Source organism: Streptomyces sp. NPDC001204, from assembly GCF_053598035.1.
Map to the genome: position 1 here is coordinate 217863 of NZ_JBSFJL010000006.1, position 16504 is coordinate 234366.

At 73.7% G+C, this 16504-nt stretch carries 14 protein-coding genes; 6 read left to right on the forward strand and 8 right to left on the reverse strand.

Features of this window, described 5'->3' with window-relative positions:
- Positions 1–96: 96 nt before the first annotated feature.
- Complete coding sequence (locus tag ACWC91_RS11340; RefSeq protein ID WP_225074355.1) at positions 97–1635, reverse strand: leucyl aminopeptidase; 1539 nt, start codon at positions 1633–1635, stop codon at positions 97–99.
- A gap of 348 nt (positions 1636–1983) precedes the next feature.
- On the opposite strand from ACWC91_RS11340, the gene ACWC91_RS11345 reads away from it, so the two are divergent.
- Positions 1984–2802 carry an endo alpha-1,4 polygalactosaminidase gene (locus ACWC91_RS11345; RefSeq protein WP_450640132.1) on the forward strand — a complete coding sequence of 273 codons (819 nt, stop codon included), beginning with the start codon at positions 1984–1986 and terminating at the stop codon, positions 2800–2802.
- Positions 2803–2812: 10 nt separating this feature from the next.
- On the opposite strand, the gene cobS is transcribed toward ACWC91_RS11345, so the two are convergent.
- On the reverse strand, positions 2813–3595 hold the full coding sequence (gene cobS / locus ACWC91_RS11350) for an adenosylcobinamide-GDP ribazoletransferase (protein WP_281154609.1): 783 nt from the start codon (positions 3593–3595) through the stop codon (positions 2813–2815).
- A 75-nt stretch (positions 3596–3670) separates the two neighbouring features.
- On the opposite strand from cobS, the gene ACWC91_RS11355 reads away from it, so the two are divergent.
- The gene (locus ACWC91_RS11355) at positions 3671–4438 is read left to right on the forward strand and encodes a hypothetical protein (protein WP_225074352.1); all 768 of its coding nucleotides are present in this window, start codon (positions 3671–3673) and stop codon (positions 4436–4438) included.
- 659 nt (positions 4439–5097) lie between these two features.
- On the opposite strand, the gene ACWC91_RS11360 is transcribed toward ACWC91_RS11355, so the two are convergent.
- On the reverse strand, positions 5098–6894 hold the full coding sequence (locus ACWC91_RS11360; protein ID WP_281154608.1) for a phosphatidylglycerol lysyltransferase domain-containing protein: 1797 nt from the start codon (positions 6892–6894) through the stop codon (positions 5098–5100).
- A 390-nt stretch (positions 6895–7284) separates the two neighbouring features.
- Positions 7285–8439, reverse strand: coding sequence for a nicotinate-nucleotide--dimethylbenzimidazole phosphoribosyltransferase (gene cobT, locus ACWC91_RS11365; protein WP_225074350.1), 1155 nt, complete (start codon positions 8437–8439; stop codon positions 7285–7287).
- A 142-nt stretch (positions 8440–8581) separates the two neighbouring features.
- On the opposite strand from cobT, the gene ACWC91_RS11370 reads away from it, so the two are divergent.
- Positions 8582–9655 (forward strand): class I SAM-dependent methyltransferase, encoded by a 1074-nt coding sequence (locus ACWC91_RS11370; RefSeq protein ID WP_376501869.1) that lies wholly within the window; start codon positions 8582–8584, stop codon positions 9653–9655.
- Positions 9656–9701: 46 nt separating this feature from the next.
- Here the strand turns inward: ACWC91_RS11370 and ACWC91_RS11375 are convergent, their stop codons facing one another.
- Entirely contained in the window at positions 9702–10904 is a 1203-nt protein-coding gene (locus ACWC91_RS11375; protein WP_225074348.1) for a bifunctional adenosylcobinamide kinase/adenosylcobinamide-phosphate guanylyltransferase, read from the reverse strand.
- A gap of 240 nt (positions 10905–11144) precedes the next feature.
- Between ACWC91_RS11375 and ACWC91_RS11380 the strand changes: the two genes are divergently transcribed.
- Entirely contained in the window at positions 11145–11363 is a 219-nt protein-coding gene (locus tag ACWC91_RS11380) for a hypothetical protein (RefSeq protein ID WP_141361578.1), read from the forward strand.
- Positions 11364–11400: 37 nt separating this feature from the next.
- Here ACWC91_RS11380 and ACWC91_RS11385 read toward each other — a convergent pair whose 3' ends face one another.
- From ACWC91_RS11385 to ACWC91_RS11395, 3 genes are all read right to left on the reverse strand, one after another.
- Positions 11401–12480 (reverse strand): S1C family serine protease, encoded by a 1080-nt coding sequence (locus ACWC91_RS11385; protein WP_225074347.1) that lies wholly within the window; start codon positions 12478–12480, stop codon positions 11401–11403.
- Between the two features lie 994 nt (positions 12481–13474).
- Positions 13475–14185: a class I SAM-dependent methyltransferase gene (locus tag ACWC91_RS11390; RefSeq protein WP_225074470.1), complete on the reverse strand. Its 711-nt coding sequence runs from the start codon at positions 14183–14185 to the stop codon at positions 13475–13477.
- Positions 14186–14268: 83 nt separating this feature from the next.
- The gene (locus ACWC91_RS11395) at positions 14269–14868 is read right to left on the reverse strand and encodes a DUF3043 domain-containing protein (protein WP_225074346.1); all 600 of its coding nucleotides are present in this window, start codon (positions 14866–14868) and stop codon (positions 14269–14271) included.
- Between the two features lie 283 nt (positions 14869–15151).
- Between ACWC91_RS11395 and ACWC91_RS11400 the strand changes: the two genes are divergently transcribed.
- Both ACWC91_RS11400 and pspAA read left to right on the forward strand, forming a co-directional pair.
- Positions 15152–15949, forward strand: a complete 798-nt coding sequence (locus tag ACWC91_RS11400; RefSeq protein ID WP_172632992.1) for a PspA/IM30 family protein — start codon at positions 15152–15154, stop codon at positions 15947–15949.
- 56 nt (positions 15950–16005) lie between these two features.
- Complete coding sequence (pspAA, locus tag ACWC91_RS11405; protein ID WP_141361586.1) at positions 16006–16284, forward strand: PspA-associated protein PspAA; 279 nt, start codon at positions 16006–16008, stop codon at positions 16282–16284.
- Positions 16285–16504: the final 220 nt, after the last annotated feature.

Here is a 16504-nt window from a genome sequence, read left to right on the forward strand (position 1 = left end):
GGCTGGAGTGTGATACACCCCACGTCGCGCGGGCGCGACCGGCGCACACGCGGCACGGCCGTCGTCCGGCGGACCGGACGACGGCCGTGCGACGAATCAGCCGAGGTCGCCGGAGGCGGCGAGCTCGGCGAGACGCACGAGCGTGCGTACCGCCGAACCGGTGCCACCCTTCGGCGTGTAACCGAACGGACCGCCCTCGTTGAACGCCGGCCCGGCGATGTCGAGGTGCGCCCACGTGATGCCCTCACCGATGAACTCGCGGAGGAACAGGCCGGCGACCAGCCCGCCGCCCATGCGCTCGCCCATGTTGGCCAGGTCGGCGGTGGGGGAGTCCATGCCCTTGCGCAGGTGCTCCGGCAGAGGCATGGGCCACGCCTCCTCGCCGACCTCCTCCGCGGCCTCATGGATGGCGGAGCGGAACGCGTCGTCGTTCGCCATGATCCCGAAGGTGCGGCTGCCCAGCGCCAGCACCATCGCGCCGGTCAGCGTGGCCACGTCCACGATCGCGTCCGGCTTCTCCTGCGAGGCGGCCCACAGCGCGTCCGCGAGGACGAGCCGGCCCTCGGCGTCGGTGTTGAGCACCTCCACCGTCTTGCCGCTGAACATGCGCAGCACGTCGCCGGGACGGGTGGCGGAGCCGGAGGGCATGTTCTCGGCCAGCGCCAGCCAGCCGGTCACGTTGACCTCGAGGCCGAGCCGCGCGGCGGCGACGACGGCGGCGAACACGGCGGCGGCACCGCTCATGTCGCACTTCATCGTCTCGTTGTGGCCGGCCGGCTTGAGCGAGATGCCGCCCGAGTCGTAGGTGATGCCCTTGCCGACCAGGGCCAGGTGCTTCTTCGCCTTGGGGCTCGTGTACGACAGCTTGACCAGCCGCGGCGCCGACGCCGAGCCGGAGCCGACGCCCAGGATGCCGCCGTAGCCGCCCTTGGCGAGCGCCTTCTCGTCGAGCACCTGCACCTTCAGGCCGTGCTCCTTGGCCGCGTCCTGCGCGACGGCGGCGAAGGCGGCCGGGTTCAGGTCGTTCGGCGGGGTGTTGATCAGGTCGCGGCAGCGGTTGAGCTCCTCGGCCAGGGCGGTGGCGCGCTCGACGGCGGCCTTGTACGCCTTGTCGCGGCCCTTGCCGCCGAGCAGCACGGCCTCGCCGAGCGGGGCCTTGCCGTTGCGGGACTCGGCGTCCTTGCCGTTCTCCTTGTAGCTGTCGAAGGAGTACGCGCCGAGCAGCGCGCCCTCGCCGACCGCGGCGGCGTCGGCGGCGTCCGCGACCGGCAGCGCGAAGCCGGCCTTCTTCGATCCGGCGAGGGCACGGGCGGCCGCGCCGGCGGCCCGGCGCAGCGCCTCGGCGTCGTAGCCGGAGTCCTTCTCGGGGCGCGGGCCGAGGCCCACCGCGAGCACGAGCGGGGCCTTGAAGCCGGACGGCGCGGGCAGCTTGGTCACCTCGCCCTCGGCACCGGAGGCGCCGAGGGTCCCCAGGACGCCGGCGAGCTTGCCGTCGTACGCCTCGTCGACGGCCTCGGCGCCCGGTGCTACGACCAGGTCCCCAGACTTCGATCCGGAGTCCTTGGCGACACCGACCACGATCGCGTCGGCCCGCAGGCCGGGCGCCGCGGTGGTGCTGAGAGTGAGAGCAGTCACGGTGGTGAAATCTCGCTTCCCTGTGAAAGGTGGTTGGCCGAATTCGGGTGGGTCGACCGGGCCCGACCATAAGTCCTTCGTAAGGTGCGGTCTTCACCCGGGCAGGCAAACACCCGGCACGAGCCTACGCGCGTCACGGCGCCGAATACTCCTGCGGGTGTTCACCCGGCAGAGGCGCAGCCGTCACGTCCCGGTTCCGGCACCGGTGGCCGGAAGCGGCGCCGACGGCGGTGGCGGAAGGCCCGGACCGCCGACCGGGCGGGCAACTTCCCTGTACGGCAATGGAATCGGCGATGATCGTCGGACGTACGTCCGTCACCGCACCCGGGAGCCCGCCCGTTGAGAGCACTGATCTCGCGCCTTCTCGCGCCGACTGCGGCACTCCTGCTGCTCGCGGGCTGCGCCGCCCACCAGGACGGTGCCGGCGGCGACGACGGCCGCGGCGACGGCGCCGCCCGCCCGGCCGCCGGACGCTGGCAGCCGCGTCCGGGCACGAGCTGGCAGTGGCAGCTCAGCGGCCGTCTCGACACCTCCGTACCGGCCGAGGTCTACGACATCGACGGCTTCGACCACTCGGCGGCCACGGTCGCCCGGCTGCACCGCGAGGGCCGCAGGGTGATCTGCTACCTCTCGACCGGCGCCTGGGAGGAGTTCCGCCCGGACGCGGGGAAGTTCCCGGCCTCCGTCCTCGGCCGGGGCAACGGCTGGGAGGGCGAGCGCTGGCTCGACATCCGCCGCACCGACGTCCTCGGACCCCTGATGGCGGCCCGCCTCGACATGTGCCGCGAGAAGGGCTTCGACGCGGTGGAGCCGGACAACATGGACGGCTACAGGAACCGCACCGGCTTTCCGCTGACGGCCGCCGACCAGCTCCGCTACAACCGCCTGGTGGCGAAGCTGGCCCACGACCGGGGCATGGCGGTGGGCCTGAAGAACGACCTGGACCAGATCCCGCGGCTGGTGGCGGACTTCGACTTCGCGGTCAACGAACAGTGCGCCCAGTACGGCGAATGCGCCGAGCTGGAGCCCTTCGTCGCGGCGGGCAAGGCGGTGTTCCACGCCGAGTACGAGCTGCCGACGAGCCGCTTCTGCGCGCAGTCCCGGCGGCTGGGGCTCAGCTCGCTGCTGAAGAAGTACGAACTGGGGGCGTGGCGCCGGACCTGCTGAACCACCCGGCTCAGCGCAGGGCCAGGACGACCAGCACCGTGGTGGCGGCCGTCTCGGCGAGCGCGCCGAAGACGTCGCCCGTCACACCGCCGAAGCGGCGCGTGCAGTGGCGCAGGAGGAGTTCGGCGGCGGCCAGGGCGGCGACCACCGCCAGCGCCGTGAGCACCCAGTCGCGGGCGCCGAGGAAGGCGCCCGCCGCCACGGCGGCCGCCGCGACCACGAGGGCCGTGCCGAACGCGCCCGGCACCGGGACCACCCCGGCGACCGTGGCGCCCAGTCCCTCCGGCCGGGCGGCCGGCACCCCGGTGCGGGCGGCCAGCGTCAGGGCCAGCCGGGCGACCGTCGCCGAGACGACGGCGGCGAGCGCGCCGCGTGCCCAGGATCCGTCGTAGGCCCGGGTCAGTGCGGCCACCTGGGCGAGCAGCACGAACACGAGGGTGATCACCCCGAAGGGGCCGATGTCCGACTGCTTCATGATCCGCAGCGCGTCCTCGGCGGGCCTGCCGCTGCCGAGTCCGTCCGCGGTGTCGGCGAGCCCGTCCAGATGCAGTCCGCGGGTCAGCGCGGCGGGCACGGCGACGGTGGCGACGGCGGCGAGCGGCGCTCCGGCGCCGGCGAGAAGCAGCAGCAGTCCCACGGCCGCCGCGGCCACCCCGACCACGAGTCCGGCGAGCGGCGCGCAGAGCATCCCGCCGCGCGCCGCCTCGCGGTCCCAGCGGCTCACCCTGACCGGAAGGACGGTGAGGGTGCCGAAGGCGAACCGCGGCCCGTGCGACGAGGGGATCCTGAACACGCGGGCAGACTACGGGACCTGCGCCGGCCCCCCGGCGGGCGGGCGGGTGACCGGGGAAGGCGGCACACTGCATACATGGGGCACTGGCTGGAGCGGAACATCGTCGAACCCGGCAAGCTGCCCCTGCTCCTGGCGCTGGCCGCCTTCGTCCTCACCTTCGTGGTCACCCGCGTGATCACCCGGCTGATCCGCGCAGGGAAGGGCCCCTTCGGCAACGTCAAGGCCGGCGGGCTGCACATCCACCACGCCGTGCCCGGCGTCGTCCTCACCGTCCTCGGCGGTTTCGGAGTGGTCGCCAGCAGCGGCCGGCACGAGGCCGCCACGGCGATCTTCGCGGTCGTCTTCGGCGTCGGCGCGGGCCTCGTGCTGGACGAGTTCGCGCTGATCCTGCACCTGGACGACGTCTACTGGACCGAGTCGGGCCGCAAGAGCGTCGAGGTCGTGGTGCTCACCGCGGCGCTGGTCGCCCTGGTGCTCGCCGGGTTCTCCCCGTTCGGCGTCAACAACCTGTCCCAGGCCGAGTTGCAGGACCGCGGGGCGGTCATCACGAGCGTGGTCGTGAACTTCGTCTTCTCCCTGATCGCCCTGAGCAAGGGCAAGGGCCGCATCGCCCTGTTCGGCGTGATCATTCCGTTCGTCGCGCTGTTCGGCGCGATGCGTCTGGCCCGCCCCGACTCCTACTGGGCCAGGCGCTTCTACCGCCACCGCCCGCGCGCCCTGGCCCGTGCCGGCCGGCGTGCCGACCGGCACGACCGGCGCTGGTCCGGCCCCCGCCGGGCGTTCCAGGACTGGATCGGCGGCAAACCGGACCAGCAGCCGGCCCGTCTGCCCGGACGCAGATGACGCCGCGGCGCGCGGCACCCGGTGCCGGGCCGCCGACAGCGCGCACAGCAGCAGCGTCCCCGCGATCGCCGCCAGATGCTCCTTGCCGGCCAGGTTCTGCTTCAGCCCGACCTCCAGCGCCATGGCCGCGATCACCGCGCCCGCCGTGACGTACGCCCCGTAGCGCCAGCCGACGTAGACCGCGAGGCCCACCACGGCCGCCGACGGGCCGGTGTCCACCACCTGCGCGTCCGTGCCGGGCAGGCCGAGCGGGTGGTGCGGGCCGAGGACGACGCCCAGGCGCGCGTACAGGGTTCCGGAGAGGGTGGCGACGTAGGCGACGGCGAGGGTCCGAGGCCGGCCCAGGCAGATCTCGGCGATGCCGAACACGCACAGGATCTGCGCCAGCGCGCCCCACACCGGCAGGTCCAGCGCGGGCACGAACAGCGACAGGGGAGTGCGCAGCAGCGCGAGCCACAGCGGCTCATCCGCCCGTACGGCCCCGACGTGCTGCACCAGGCCATAGCCCCAGGACTGGTTCTGCACCAGATGGAGCAGCGCCGTCAGGCTCACCGCTCCGGCGGTCATCGGGACGGCCCGCAGGCGCCGCTTCGGCAGCGGCTCGCGCACGGTGGCGTACAGCAGCCCCCATTCGGTGCGCGCCCAGCGGGCCAGTGCGGTCATCCGTGCGTCTCCAGGTGCCCTCGGTGCAGCCACTTCGGCGGTTCCGGCGGCTCCAGGAACCCCTCCGCGCGCGCCGCGGCGAGGCCGATGCGCAGCAGGTCCGCGCTCTTCTCGAAGAGCAGGAACCGCGGCTCCCAGATGGGCCGGTACTTGGCGTTCGCCCGGTACAGCGACTCGATCTGCCACCAGCGGGAGAACAGTCCGAGCAGTGAACGCCACAGCCTCAGCACCGGTCCGGCACCGAGGCGCTCCCCTCGTTCGAAGACCGAGCGGAACACGGCGAAGTTGAGCGAGACCTGGGTGATCCCGATCTCCCGGGCGCGGCGCAGCAGGTCGAGCACCATGAACTCCATGAGCCCGTTGCCGGCGTGCCGGTCGCGCCGCATCACGTCCAGGGACAGCCCGTGCGGCCCCCACGGCACGAAGGACAGCACGGCCCTCAACTCACCTTCTGCGTCATGGCACTCCAGCATCACGCACTGCCCGTCCCGCGGGTCGCCGAGCCGGCCCAGCGCCATGCTGAAGCCGCGTTCGGTGGGCCCGTCCCGCCAGTCGTCGGCCCGGTCGATCAGGTACGCCATCTCGTCCGCGGGGATGTCCTGGTGCCGCCGGACGCGCACCGAGTACCCGGCCCGTGCGACCCGGTTGTAGGCCTGCCGCACGGTCCGCATGGCCCGCCCGTCCAGGGTGAAGCCGTCGACCTCGACCACGGCCTCGTCGCCCAGTTCCAGGGCGTCGAGACCGTGCCGCGCGTACACCGTGCCGGCCTCCTCGCTCGCGCCCATCACGGCCGGGCTCCAGCCGTGCGCCCACGCCTCGGCCAGCCACCCCTCGATGGCGCCGGGCCAGGCCTCCGGGTCGCCCAGCGGGTCCCCGGAGGCCAGGGACACCCCGCCGAGGACGCGGTAGGCGACGGCGGCCTTGCCGGTCGGCGACCAGATCACGCTCTTGTCCCGGCGCAGCGCGAAGTAGCCGAGCGAGTCGCGCTCGCCGTGCCGCTCCAGCAGTTCCCGCAGCCGTCTCTCGTCGTCGGCGGTGAGTGGGTCGACGGCGCGGCGGGAGCGGAAGGCGGCGTACAGGACGGCGAGGACGAGGGCCGTGGACAGTACGTTGATCGACACGTTCACCCAGTTCGGGGTGTGGATGTCGGGGAAGCGGGCCTCGGAGGCGGCGACCGAGACCAGCCGCAGCGTGCCGTAGTGCCAGCGCTGGAGGTACGTCGAACGGGCCGCGTCCGGGGCCTGGTTGGTGACCGTCACCAGCAGTGCGGCGAGCAGCGAGGAGACCAGCAGCCCGCCGAGGCCGACGGCGGCGGCGAGCCGCGGGTTGGCACGGTCGCCCTTGGCGTAGAACTCGCGGCGGCCGAGCAGCAGCGCGGCGACGAAGGCGGCGGTGAGGGCCAGGGAGATCCAGTTCTGCGCCGAGCGGCGGATCTCCGGGAACGTCATGGTGAACGCGAACAGCGCGAGGAACGGACCGGACAGCGCCAGGTTCAGGATCCAGGCGGCCCGTTTGCGCCGCCGCATGGTGATGGCCAGGAAGGCGGCGAACACGCCGGAGGCGAAGCCGGCGGTCAGCAGGTACGGCGTGAAGAGGTCCTCCTGGTTGTGCCGCCGCACGTCCTGCCCCAGGGAGACCCACGCCGCGCTGAGGAAGTTGACGAACGCGACCGCCCGCAGGTACCAGACGGCGAAGGCGGCCGCCCGCCGCGAGGCCCCGCCGCCCGGCCGTCCCGCCCCGGCCACACGAACCGGGGCCTGCTCCTCACGCACGGCAATTCGGGCATCTCCCATGAACAGTGATCATATGGGCGCCGCCCCGGTGAACGTCCCTTTTCACCCGCCGTCCGTGCGCGACGCGGCCCGCTGCCGGTGGGTGCGGGGGCCCGCTGCGCGTGGGTGGCCGTCCGGTCCTTCGCGGCCGATCGCCGTGTTCGCGCACGGATCCGGGAGCGACGTCGCCCGCGGCGCGCGAGCGGCGAGGACGCCCGGCCGGGCGATGCCGGTGGATACCGCCCCAGGTGGGCGCCCCTTCGTCGCGGCCGGCGGGCGGCGGGGGTGCGTGGTTCGGTGGCGTTGGGGTCGCCGCTCTGCCGGCTGAGCCCGTGCCTCATCGGGCGGCGGCCGGTGTCCGGACGGGGTGCGTTCCGTCGAGGGGGAGGAGGGGCGCCGGCCCTCGTGCGGTTACTCCTCGGCTGCCTTTTCCTCGCCCTTCCCGCCTTCGGCTGCCTTCTCCTCGGGCGCTTCGTCCTCGGTCGCCTTGGTGTCCGGGTCGTCCGGGTCCTCCTGGTCCTCCGGGCGCTCGGGCAGCTCCGCGGCCAGCGCGGCGGCGCTCTGCACCAGGGGCAGCGCCAGCAGCGCCCCCGTCCCCTCGCCGACCCGTACGCCGTGGTCCACGAGCGGCTCCAGCGCCATCCGGTCCAGCGCCTTGGCCTGGCCCGGCTCGCCGCTGTCGTGACCGGCCAGCCACCAGTCCGGCGCCCGGAACGCCACCCGCTGACCCACCAGCGCGCACGCCGCCGACACCACGCCGTCCAGGATCACCGGCAGCTTCCGCACCGCGCACTGCAACAGGAAGCCCGTCATCGCGGCGAGGTCGGCGCCGCCCACCGTGGCCAGCAGCTGCAACTGGTCCCCGAGGACGGGCCGGGCCCGCCGCAGCGCGTCCCTGATCGCCGCGCACTTGCGCATCCACGCCAGGTCGTCGATCGGCTCGCCGCCGCGGCCCGTCACCACCGAGGCGTCCGTCCCGCACAGCGCGGCGATCAGCACGGCGGCCGGCGTGGTCCCGCCGACGCTGATGTCGCCCAGTACCACCAGGTCCGTACCGGAGTCGGCCTCCTCGTCGGCCACCGCCACACCGGCCCGGAAGGCGGCCTCCGCCTCCTCGAGGGTCAGCGCGTCCTCGATGTCGACGCGCCCGCTGCCGCGTCGCACCCGGTGCCGTACGACGTCCTCGGGCAGCGACTCGGGCGCGCAGTCCAGCGCCATGTCGACCACCCGCACCGGCACGCCGAGCCGCCGGGCCAGCACGGACACCGGCCGGCCGCCCTCCAGAACCGCCCGTACCAGCTGCTCGGCACCGCCCGCGGGGCGCACCGACACACCCAGTTCCGCGACTCCGTGGTCGCCGGCGAACAGCACCGCCTTCGGCCGTTCGACCGACCGCACCGGTACGGCGGACTGCGCCGAGGCCAGCCATTCACCCAGGTCGTCCAGGCGGCCCAGCGCACCGGGCGGCACGATCTGACGCTCCCGGCGCGCCTCGGCGTCACGGCGCAGGCCGCCGTCCGGGCGCTCGATCAGATCGGTGAAGTCGTCGAGATTCAGCGAGCTCATTCGCCGAACAGTACCGGCCCTGATCCAACCGGGCGGCGCCACATCGCCACCACACCCGTACGGCGTCTTTCCGGCCAAGATCCGGATCCCATACGTTCCCTTTGCAGTGACTTGTTCCGCAGTGATCCACCGGGAGCCGCCCATGCCGTACGCTCCGGGGTTCTACGACCCGCGCCGCCTCGCCTACGCCGCCGAACTCGCCCAGGGCACCGGCCGTTTCCAGGAGCCGCCCCGAGCGGACTGCCCGTGGTGCGGCTCCGGTCGGCTGATCACCCGGCTGCGCGCGCCGGACCTGCTCCAGCACAAGCCGGGCACGTTCACCGTCGACGAGTGCCGGGAGTGCGGCCACGCCTTCCAGAACCCCCGGCTCACGGCGGCCGGACTGGCCTTCTACCACCGGGACTTCGACGAGGAGCACCCGGAGGGACTCGTGGCCCCGGTGCTCGCGTCCCGCCGCGGCCGCCGGCGGCACCGGTCCGACGCGCGCCTGATGAGCACCGTGGGGGAGCCGGAGAGCTGGCTGGACGTCGGCACGGGCCACGGCCACTTCCCCGGGGTGGCGCGGGAGGTGTTCCCGTACACCGCCTTCGACGGCCTTGACCCCACCCAGCGCGTGGAGCGGGCCCGTGAGCAGGGGTGGGTCGAGGAGGCCCACGTCGGGCACCTGGCAGACCCGCACATCGCGGAGCGGCTGCGCGGGCGCTACGACGTGGTCAGCGTCTTCCACCACCTGGCCCATGTACCTGACCCCCGCGCGGAGTTGAGGGGCGCCCTCACCGCGCTGCGCCCCGGCGGGCACCTGCTGATCGAACTGCCCGACCCGCACTGCGTGCCCGCCCGGCTGCTGGGCAGGTGGTGGCTGCCGCACGGCCAGCCACGCCATCTCCACCTGCTGCCGCTGGACAACCTCCGCGCGGAACTGGAGTCCCAGGGCTGCACCATCCTCGCCACCGACCGCCGTACCCCGCACAGGCCCAACGACCTGTCGGCGGCCGTCGCCCTGCTCCTCGCCCACGTGCTGCCCGCCGCCGACGCCCCCTGGCGCGACAACCCGCCCACCGGCCGCCAGCACACCCTGCGCACCGCGCTGACCGCCCTCGCCGGCCCCCTGGTGGACGCGGTGGCGATCCTGGATCTCCTTCTCTCGCCCCTCCTGCGCCGCGCCCCCGGCCTCTCCAACACCTACCGCGTCGTCGCCCGCCGCCCCCTGCCCTGAACCGGCCGTGAACCGGCCCTGGCTCCGGCCCGCCGTCTGAACCGGGTCAGCCGCGCAGCACCAGTGCCTGACCGGCCACCACCAGCAGGACGTGTTCGCACTCCGCGGCGAACGCGGCGTTCAGGCGGCCGAGTTCGTCGCGGTAGCGGCGGCCGGAGGCGGTGGCGGGGACGATGCCCGAGCCGACCTCGTTGGAGACCGCCACGACGGTCCGCCGGCTGGCGCGCAGGGCGCCGGTCAGGGCGGTCACCCGTTCGCGCAGGGCAAGTTCGCCGCCGCCCGCCCATTCGGCGTCGTCCCAGGCGCGGACGGAGTCCATCGCGTCCGTCAGCCACAGCGACAGGCAGTCGACGAGCAGCGGCGGGCCGTCCTGCGCCAGCAGCGGCACCAGGTCGCACGTCTCGGTCGTGCGCCACGAGCCCGGCCGCCGCTCCCGGTGCGTGGCCACCCGGGCCGCCCACTCGGTGTCCCCGCCACGCGTGCCGCCGGTGGCCACGTACAGCACGCCGGGAAAGGTCTCCAGCCGCCGCTCGGCCTCCACCGACTTGCCCGACCGCGCCCCGCCGAGCACGAGCGTGCGCCGGGGCACGTCCGGTACGTCCTCGTACGCCCCGACCGCCAGCGTCGTACCGTCCGGCACGGCCCGCGCCCCAGCCGCCGCGAGCCGCCGGCGCAGCTCCGGACCCGGCGGCACGTCGTGGTCGAGGTGGACCGCGACGACGTCCGTGGTCTGCCCCACCGCCCCGACCGCCCGCAGCTTGGCCAGCGCGTCGGGGCGCCCCACCACGTCCGACAGGACCATGTCGTACGTCTCCGCGGAGCCCTCCTCCAGACCGGCCGGCGCGCCGCCCGGCGGCAGGTACAGCAGCCGCCGCCCGTCCGGGCCGGTCACCGCGTACCCGGTGCCGGGGGCGTCCAGCGCCACCGCCCGCACCCGATGCCCTGTCAGCAGCGTCAGCTCCCGCCCGTCCGGCACCCGCCCCGGCTGCGGCAGACCGGCCGGCACCTCGACCGCCGGGCCGTCGTGCGGGTGCGACAGCAGCACCTGCGCCACGCCGCCCAGCGAATGCCCCGCCCGCGCCGCCGCGAACGCCGCGCCGGGGGTCAGGTCCAGCAGCAGCGCCCCGTCCACGAGCAGTGCGGTCGCCGCCCGCGCGTCCGCGCCGAGCGCGGTCGCGCAGGCCGCGCAGGGACAGTCGGGGCGGGGCAGTCCCGCGGGGGCACCGGTGCCGAGCAGAGTCACGTCCACGGACCCGATTTTCGCCTGCCGCCCCGGGTCCCGCGCATCCGGCCGGGATCTGTACGGCGGATCGTGGGCGTGGGGAGCGCGGCGCTCGCCGTCGGCCCGGGCGGACGTGCCTGATCCGGTGTACGGGGGCATGATCCACCGCACGGGCGGGAAGCTCACGAGAGGCCCTAGGCTGCGGGGCAGCGGGCCGGACCGGGTCCGGCCCGCGCTGTGCAGTGTGCTCACACCAGGGAGGCGTACATGGCGGCATGGACGTGGCGGTTCGAGACGGCCGACGGGACGGAGGTCCAGCCCGCGGTGCAGCCCGAGGAGTTCACCACGCAGGGCGACGCCGAGTCCTGGATCGGGGAGAACTGGAAGGCCCTGCTGGACGGCGGCGCCGACCAGGTGTGGCTGTTCGAGGACGCCAAGGAGATCTACGGTCCGATGAGCCTGCACGCGGACGAGGCCTCGGCGTAGGCGGGCCGGGCGGCCGCCGGTGGCCGGCCGCCCCCGCTCACTGCTCGCCCAGCGTCACGTCCACCGTCTTCTGGCTGCCGTCGCGCGAGAACGTCACCGTGGTCCGCTGGCCCGGCCGGTCGGCGGCGAGCACCTCCGACAGCGAGGTGATGGTGGTGATGTCCTGGTCGCCGACCTTGGTGATGATGTCTCCGGACCGGATCCCCGCCCGCGCCGCGGCCCCGCCGGCCTTCACGTCCACCACCGCGACCCCGGCGGGCTCGTAGTCCATGCCGACGACGGTGCGTCCGGTGATGTTGAGCGCGGCCCGGCCGGAGTTGACGACCTTGCCGTACCGCACGATCTGCCCGGCGATCGTCTTCACCGTCGACGCCGGGATAGCGAAGCCGATGCCGGGCGCCGCGCTGCCCCCGAGCTGCGGGTCGGCGGCGGCGAGCGTCGGGATGCCGATGACCTGACCGTTCAGGTTCACCAGCGCGCCCCCGCTGTTGCCGGGGTTGATCGCGGCCGACGTCTGCACCATGCCGGCGATCGTGGCCCCCGTGCCGCCGTCGCTGCCCTCGCTGACGGTACGGCCGGTCGCCGACACGATCCCCTGGGTCACGCTCGACGACAGCCCCAGCGGCGAGCCCATGGCCAGGACGATCTGCCCGACCTCGACCTTCCCCGACTCGCCGAAGGTGGCCGCCTTCAGCCCGTGCGGCACCTTGTTCAGCTTGACGACGGCGAGGTCCTGGTCCGGGTACGAGGAGACCAGGGTGGCGGTGAGCGACGCCTCGCTGTTGGCCGTGGTCACGCTGAAGGTCTTCCCGGTCCCTACGACGTGCGCGTTGGTGACGATGTGCCCCTTGTCGTCGTACACGACCCCGGACCCCAGCTGGTTGCCGGACTGGATCTGCACGACCGACGGCAGCGCCTGCTTGATCACCCGCATGTAGTCGCTCTGCAGGTCGTTCGCCGAGGCCGCGGCGGGCCGGCGGGCGCCGACGGGGTCCTTGGACGCGCCCGCCGTCGCCTGCGGGGCGGCCACACCGTGGCACCCGGACAGCACCGCGACGCAGCCGACGAGGGCGGCCAGCAGAACGACCGGCCGCGGACCACGGAAGAAGACATCCATACCCCGAGTCTCTCCGCACACCACGCCCCCGGCTTCCGCTGCTCCCCCGAACGAGCGCCGACGGCCGCCCCCCGGCGGCACACCTCGTTGGTCCGCGCCCGCCGGCCGACGGCACGCCTCGCTCGGGTGCGGCCGGTTGTCAGCGGCGCCCCCACACGGGGGCACGGGTCTCCAGCGGCGCCTTCCCACAAAGGTGTGACCGAATCGGCTGCGACCTCGCACGCGTGCGACTGGTCGTGCGGTGCGCTTCGAACGGGTGTGGCCGGTGGTCGGTCGCACCCTCGCACGGATGAGCTGGTCGTCGGCGGCGTTCCCCGCGCAGCGGCTGCTGATAAGGGCGTACACCGCTTCAGGCGCGACCGGCCGTCAGCGGCGAGCTTCGCACGGGTGCGGCCGGTCTCCGGTGGCGCCTTCCCGCACAGGCGCGGCTCGTCGTCGGCGGTGCGCCTCGCACGGGTGCGGCCGGTTGCCGGTGGCACGCCCCCACACGGGTGCGGTGGTCGACAGCGACGTATCCGGCGGGCGGTTGGTGGTCAGGGCGCACCCAGTTCAGAGGCGGCCTGCCTTCAGCGGCGCACCGTCCGCGCACATCCCTGCACTCGTGCGGCTGGCGGTGACGGCGCGCCCCGTGCAGGTGCAGCGGGTCCTCGGCGGTGCGCCCTGCACGGGTGCGGCCGGTTGCCGGTGGCACGCCCCCACACGGGTGCTGTGGTCGACAGCGACGTATCCGGCGGGCGGTTGGTGTTCAGGGCGCACCCAGTTCAGATGCGGCCTGCCTTCAGCGGCGCACCGTCAGCGCATACCCCTGCACTCGTGCGGCTGGCGGTGACGGCGCGCCCCGTGCAGGTGCAGCGGGTCCTCGGCGGTGCGCCTCGCACGGGTGCGGCCAGTCCTCGGCGGCGCTCCCCGCACAGGCGCGGCTGGCCGGCGGCGGCGTGCCCCGTACAGGTGACGCGGGTTCTCAGCGGCGCGCCGGGCGGGCGGCTGTGGGGTGTCAGCCGCGTACGCCGCACAGGTGCAGGAGGGCCGCCACCGCGCGGTAGGGGTCCGTCCGGCCGGCTCGTTCCTCGGCTGCCAGGAGCGTTTCCAGCGTCTCGGTGTCGGCCGGTGGCTCCGCGTCGTCGGCCGCCGTGTCCGTGAAGACGCGCACCCCGTACCAGGTCCGCAGCGGCGCCCCGATCCCCGCGAGCGTCGCCGTCAGGTGCGCGAGCCGGTCCGCCCGCACGTCCAGCCCCAGCCGGTTGCGGTACGCCGTCGTGTCGAACGCGGCCAGTGTCGTCGGCCACTCGCCGGACAGTCCCGGGCGCAGCGCCAGCGCGTCGCCGTTGCGTACCAGCAGCGACAGCAGACCGCCCGGCGCGAGCATCCGCGCCAGCCCCGCGAGCAGCGGGTCCGGCTCCTCGACGTACATCAGCACCCCGTGGCACAGCACCACGTCGAAACTGCCCGGCAGGAAGTGCACGCCGGTGTCCTGGCCGTCGCCCTCGACGATCCGCACCCGCGCCCGGATGCCCTCCGGCTCGGCGGCCAGCGCGGCACGGGCCACGGAGATCATCGTCTGGTCCCGTTCGAGCCCGGTGACCTGGTGCCCGGCCCGGGCCAGCCGCAGCGCCTGCGTGCCCTGGCCCATGCCCACGTCGAGCACTCGCAGCCGCTGCCCGACCGGGAACCGCCCGGCTATCTGCTCGTCGAGCTGCCGGGCCACCAGTTCCTGTCGCACGACATCACGCAGCCCACCCAGTTTGTTCAGCCAGGCGTCCGCGGCACCCTCGGAGAAAGCGGTCGCGCTCAGGGCCGCTCCCCGCGCTTGACCTGCGGCTTGGGCAGCCGGAGCCGGCGCATTTGGAGGGAGCGCATCAGGGCGTAGGCGACCGCGCCCCGCTTGTTCTGGTCCGGGAAGCGCTCGTTCAGGCGCTTCTTCAGCCGGAAGCCGCTGGCCGCCGAGTCCAGCACGATCAGGACGATCACCACGAGCCACAGCAGCAGCGCGATGTTCTGCAGCGCGGGCACCCGGATCATGCTCAGCACCAGGATGACCACGGCCATCGGCAGGAAGAACTCCGCGATGTTGAACCGCGAGTCGACGAAGTCCCGCGCGAACCGGCGGACCGGGCCCTTGTCGCGGGCCGGCAGATAGCGCTCGTCGCCGCTCGCCAGCGCCTGGCGCTGCCGCTCCAACTGGACTCGGCGCTCCTCGCGCTGCCGCTTCGCGGCATCCTTGCGCGTCATCGACGTGTTGGCGACGCTGCGGCGCTGGGAGCGCGCCTCACTCCGCTTGGGCGTGGGGCGGCCCTTGGGAGCCTGCGGGTCGCGGGTCTGCTTGGAGACGCTCACCGGTGCCTTGTCGGCGACCGGGGACTTCTCATCCTTGGCACGGCTACGGAACACAAAACCCAAGGGTAAGGGCTTGACCCGCATGGACCCCAGTCCCGCGGGGAACGATCCGGCAACACCGATCGTCTGTAGGGGGACAGAGGGGACGTCGCGAGCGTCGTCGCCCGGTGGTCAGGGGGGCACCTCCTCCCTGCGCCGGAGCGGTGGCGGACGCAGTCGTCCTCGGGGATGACCGTATCCGCTCCCGAACAGTGCGGTAATGGTCACAGGGCCCGTACTGTGGGTTCTGTCGCAGAGCTGTGAGCTGGAGTCCGTCAGAAGGGGGCGCGCGAAGCCCATGAGCGGTGTCATGAAGCGTATGGGGATGATCTTCCGCGCGAAGGCGAACAAGGCCCTTGACCGGGCCGAGGACCCGCGCGAGACCCTCGATTACTCGTACCAGAAGCAGTTGGAGCTGCTGCAGAAGGTGCGGCGCGGTGTCGCGGACGTGGCGACCAGCCGCAAGCGCCTGGAGCTCCAGTTGAACCAGCTGCAGCAGCAGTCCGGAAAGCTGGAGGACCAGGGCCGCAAGGCGCTCGCGCTGGGTCGCGAGGACCTGGCCCGCGAGGCGCTCTCCCGCCGTGCCGCGCTCCAGCAGCAGGTGACGGACCTTCAGACGCAGCACGCCACGCTCCAGGGCGAGGAGGAGAAGCTCACCCTGGCGGCCCAGCGCCTGCAGGCCAAGGTCGACGCCTTCCGTACGAAGAAGGAGACCATCAAGGCGACCTACACGGCGGCCCAGGCGCAGACCCGGATCGGCGAGGCGTTCTCCGGCATCTCCGAGGAGATGGGCGACGTCGGCCTGGCCATCCAGCGGGCCGAGGACAAGACCGCGCAGCTCCAGGCCCGGGCCGGCGCGATCGACGAGCTGCTCGCCTCCGGCGCCCTGGACGACCCCTCCGGGCTGGCCAAGGACGACATCCAGACCGAGCTGGACCGGCTCTCCGGTGGTACGGATGTAGAGCTGGAGCTTCAGCGCATGAAGGCGGAGCTGGCCGGCGGCTCGTCCGCGGACCGGCAGGCGATCGAAGGCGGCACGGGCGAGGGCCGGCCCCAGCAGCAGCCGCAGGACACCCCCCGCTTCGACAAGCAGTGAGCCGCGTCGAGGCACGCCATGTCACCGACAGCCGGGGCCACGCCTAGGAGGGCGACATGATCGTACGGATCATGGGAGAGGGACAGGTGAGGCTGGCCGACGGCCACCTCGCCGACCTGAACAAGCTGGACGACGAACTCCTGGCCGAGATGGAGAAGGGCGACGGTCCCGGCTTCCGTCGCACCCTCGCGGCCCTGCTGTCCAGGGTCCGCGAGCTGGGCGAGCCCGTGCCGGACGACTCCCTGGAGCCGTCCGACCTGATCCTCCCCGCCGCGGACGCCACCCTGGAGGAGGTCCGGGACCTGCTGAGCGACGACGGACTCATCCCCGGTTGAGACCCGGATGAGGCCCCAGTGACGCCCGAGTGCGGTCCGGTGCGGCACCGTGCGGCCCGGTGAGGAAGGGCAGCCTGTCCGGGGAGCACGGCAGCCCCCGGACGGGAGCCGTCCCAGGGCCCGCAAGGGCAGCCTGTCCGGGGAGCACGGCAGCCCCCGGACGGGAGCCGTCCCAGGGCCCGCAAGGGCAGCCTGTCCGGGGAGCACGGCAGCCCCCGGC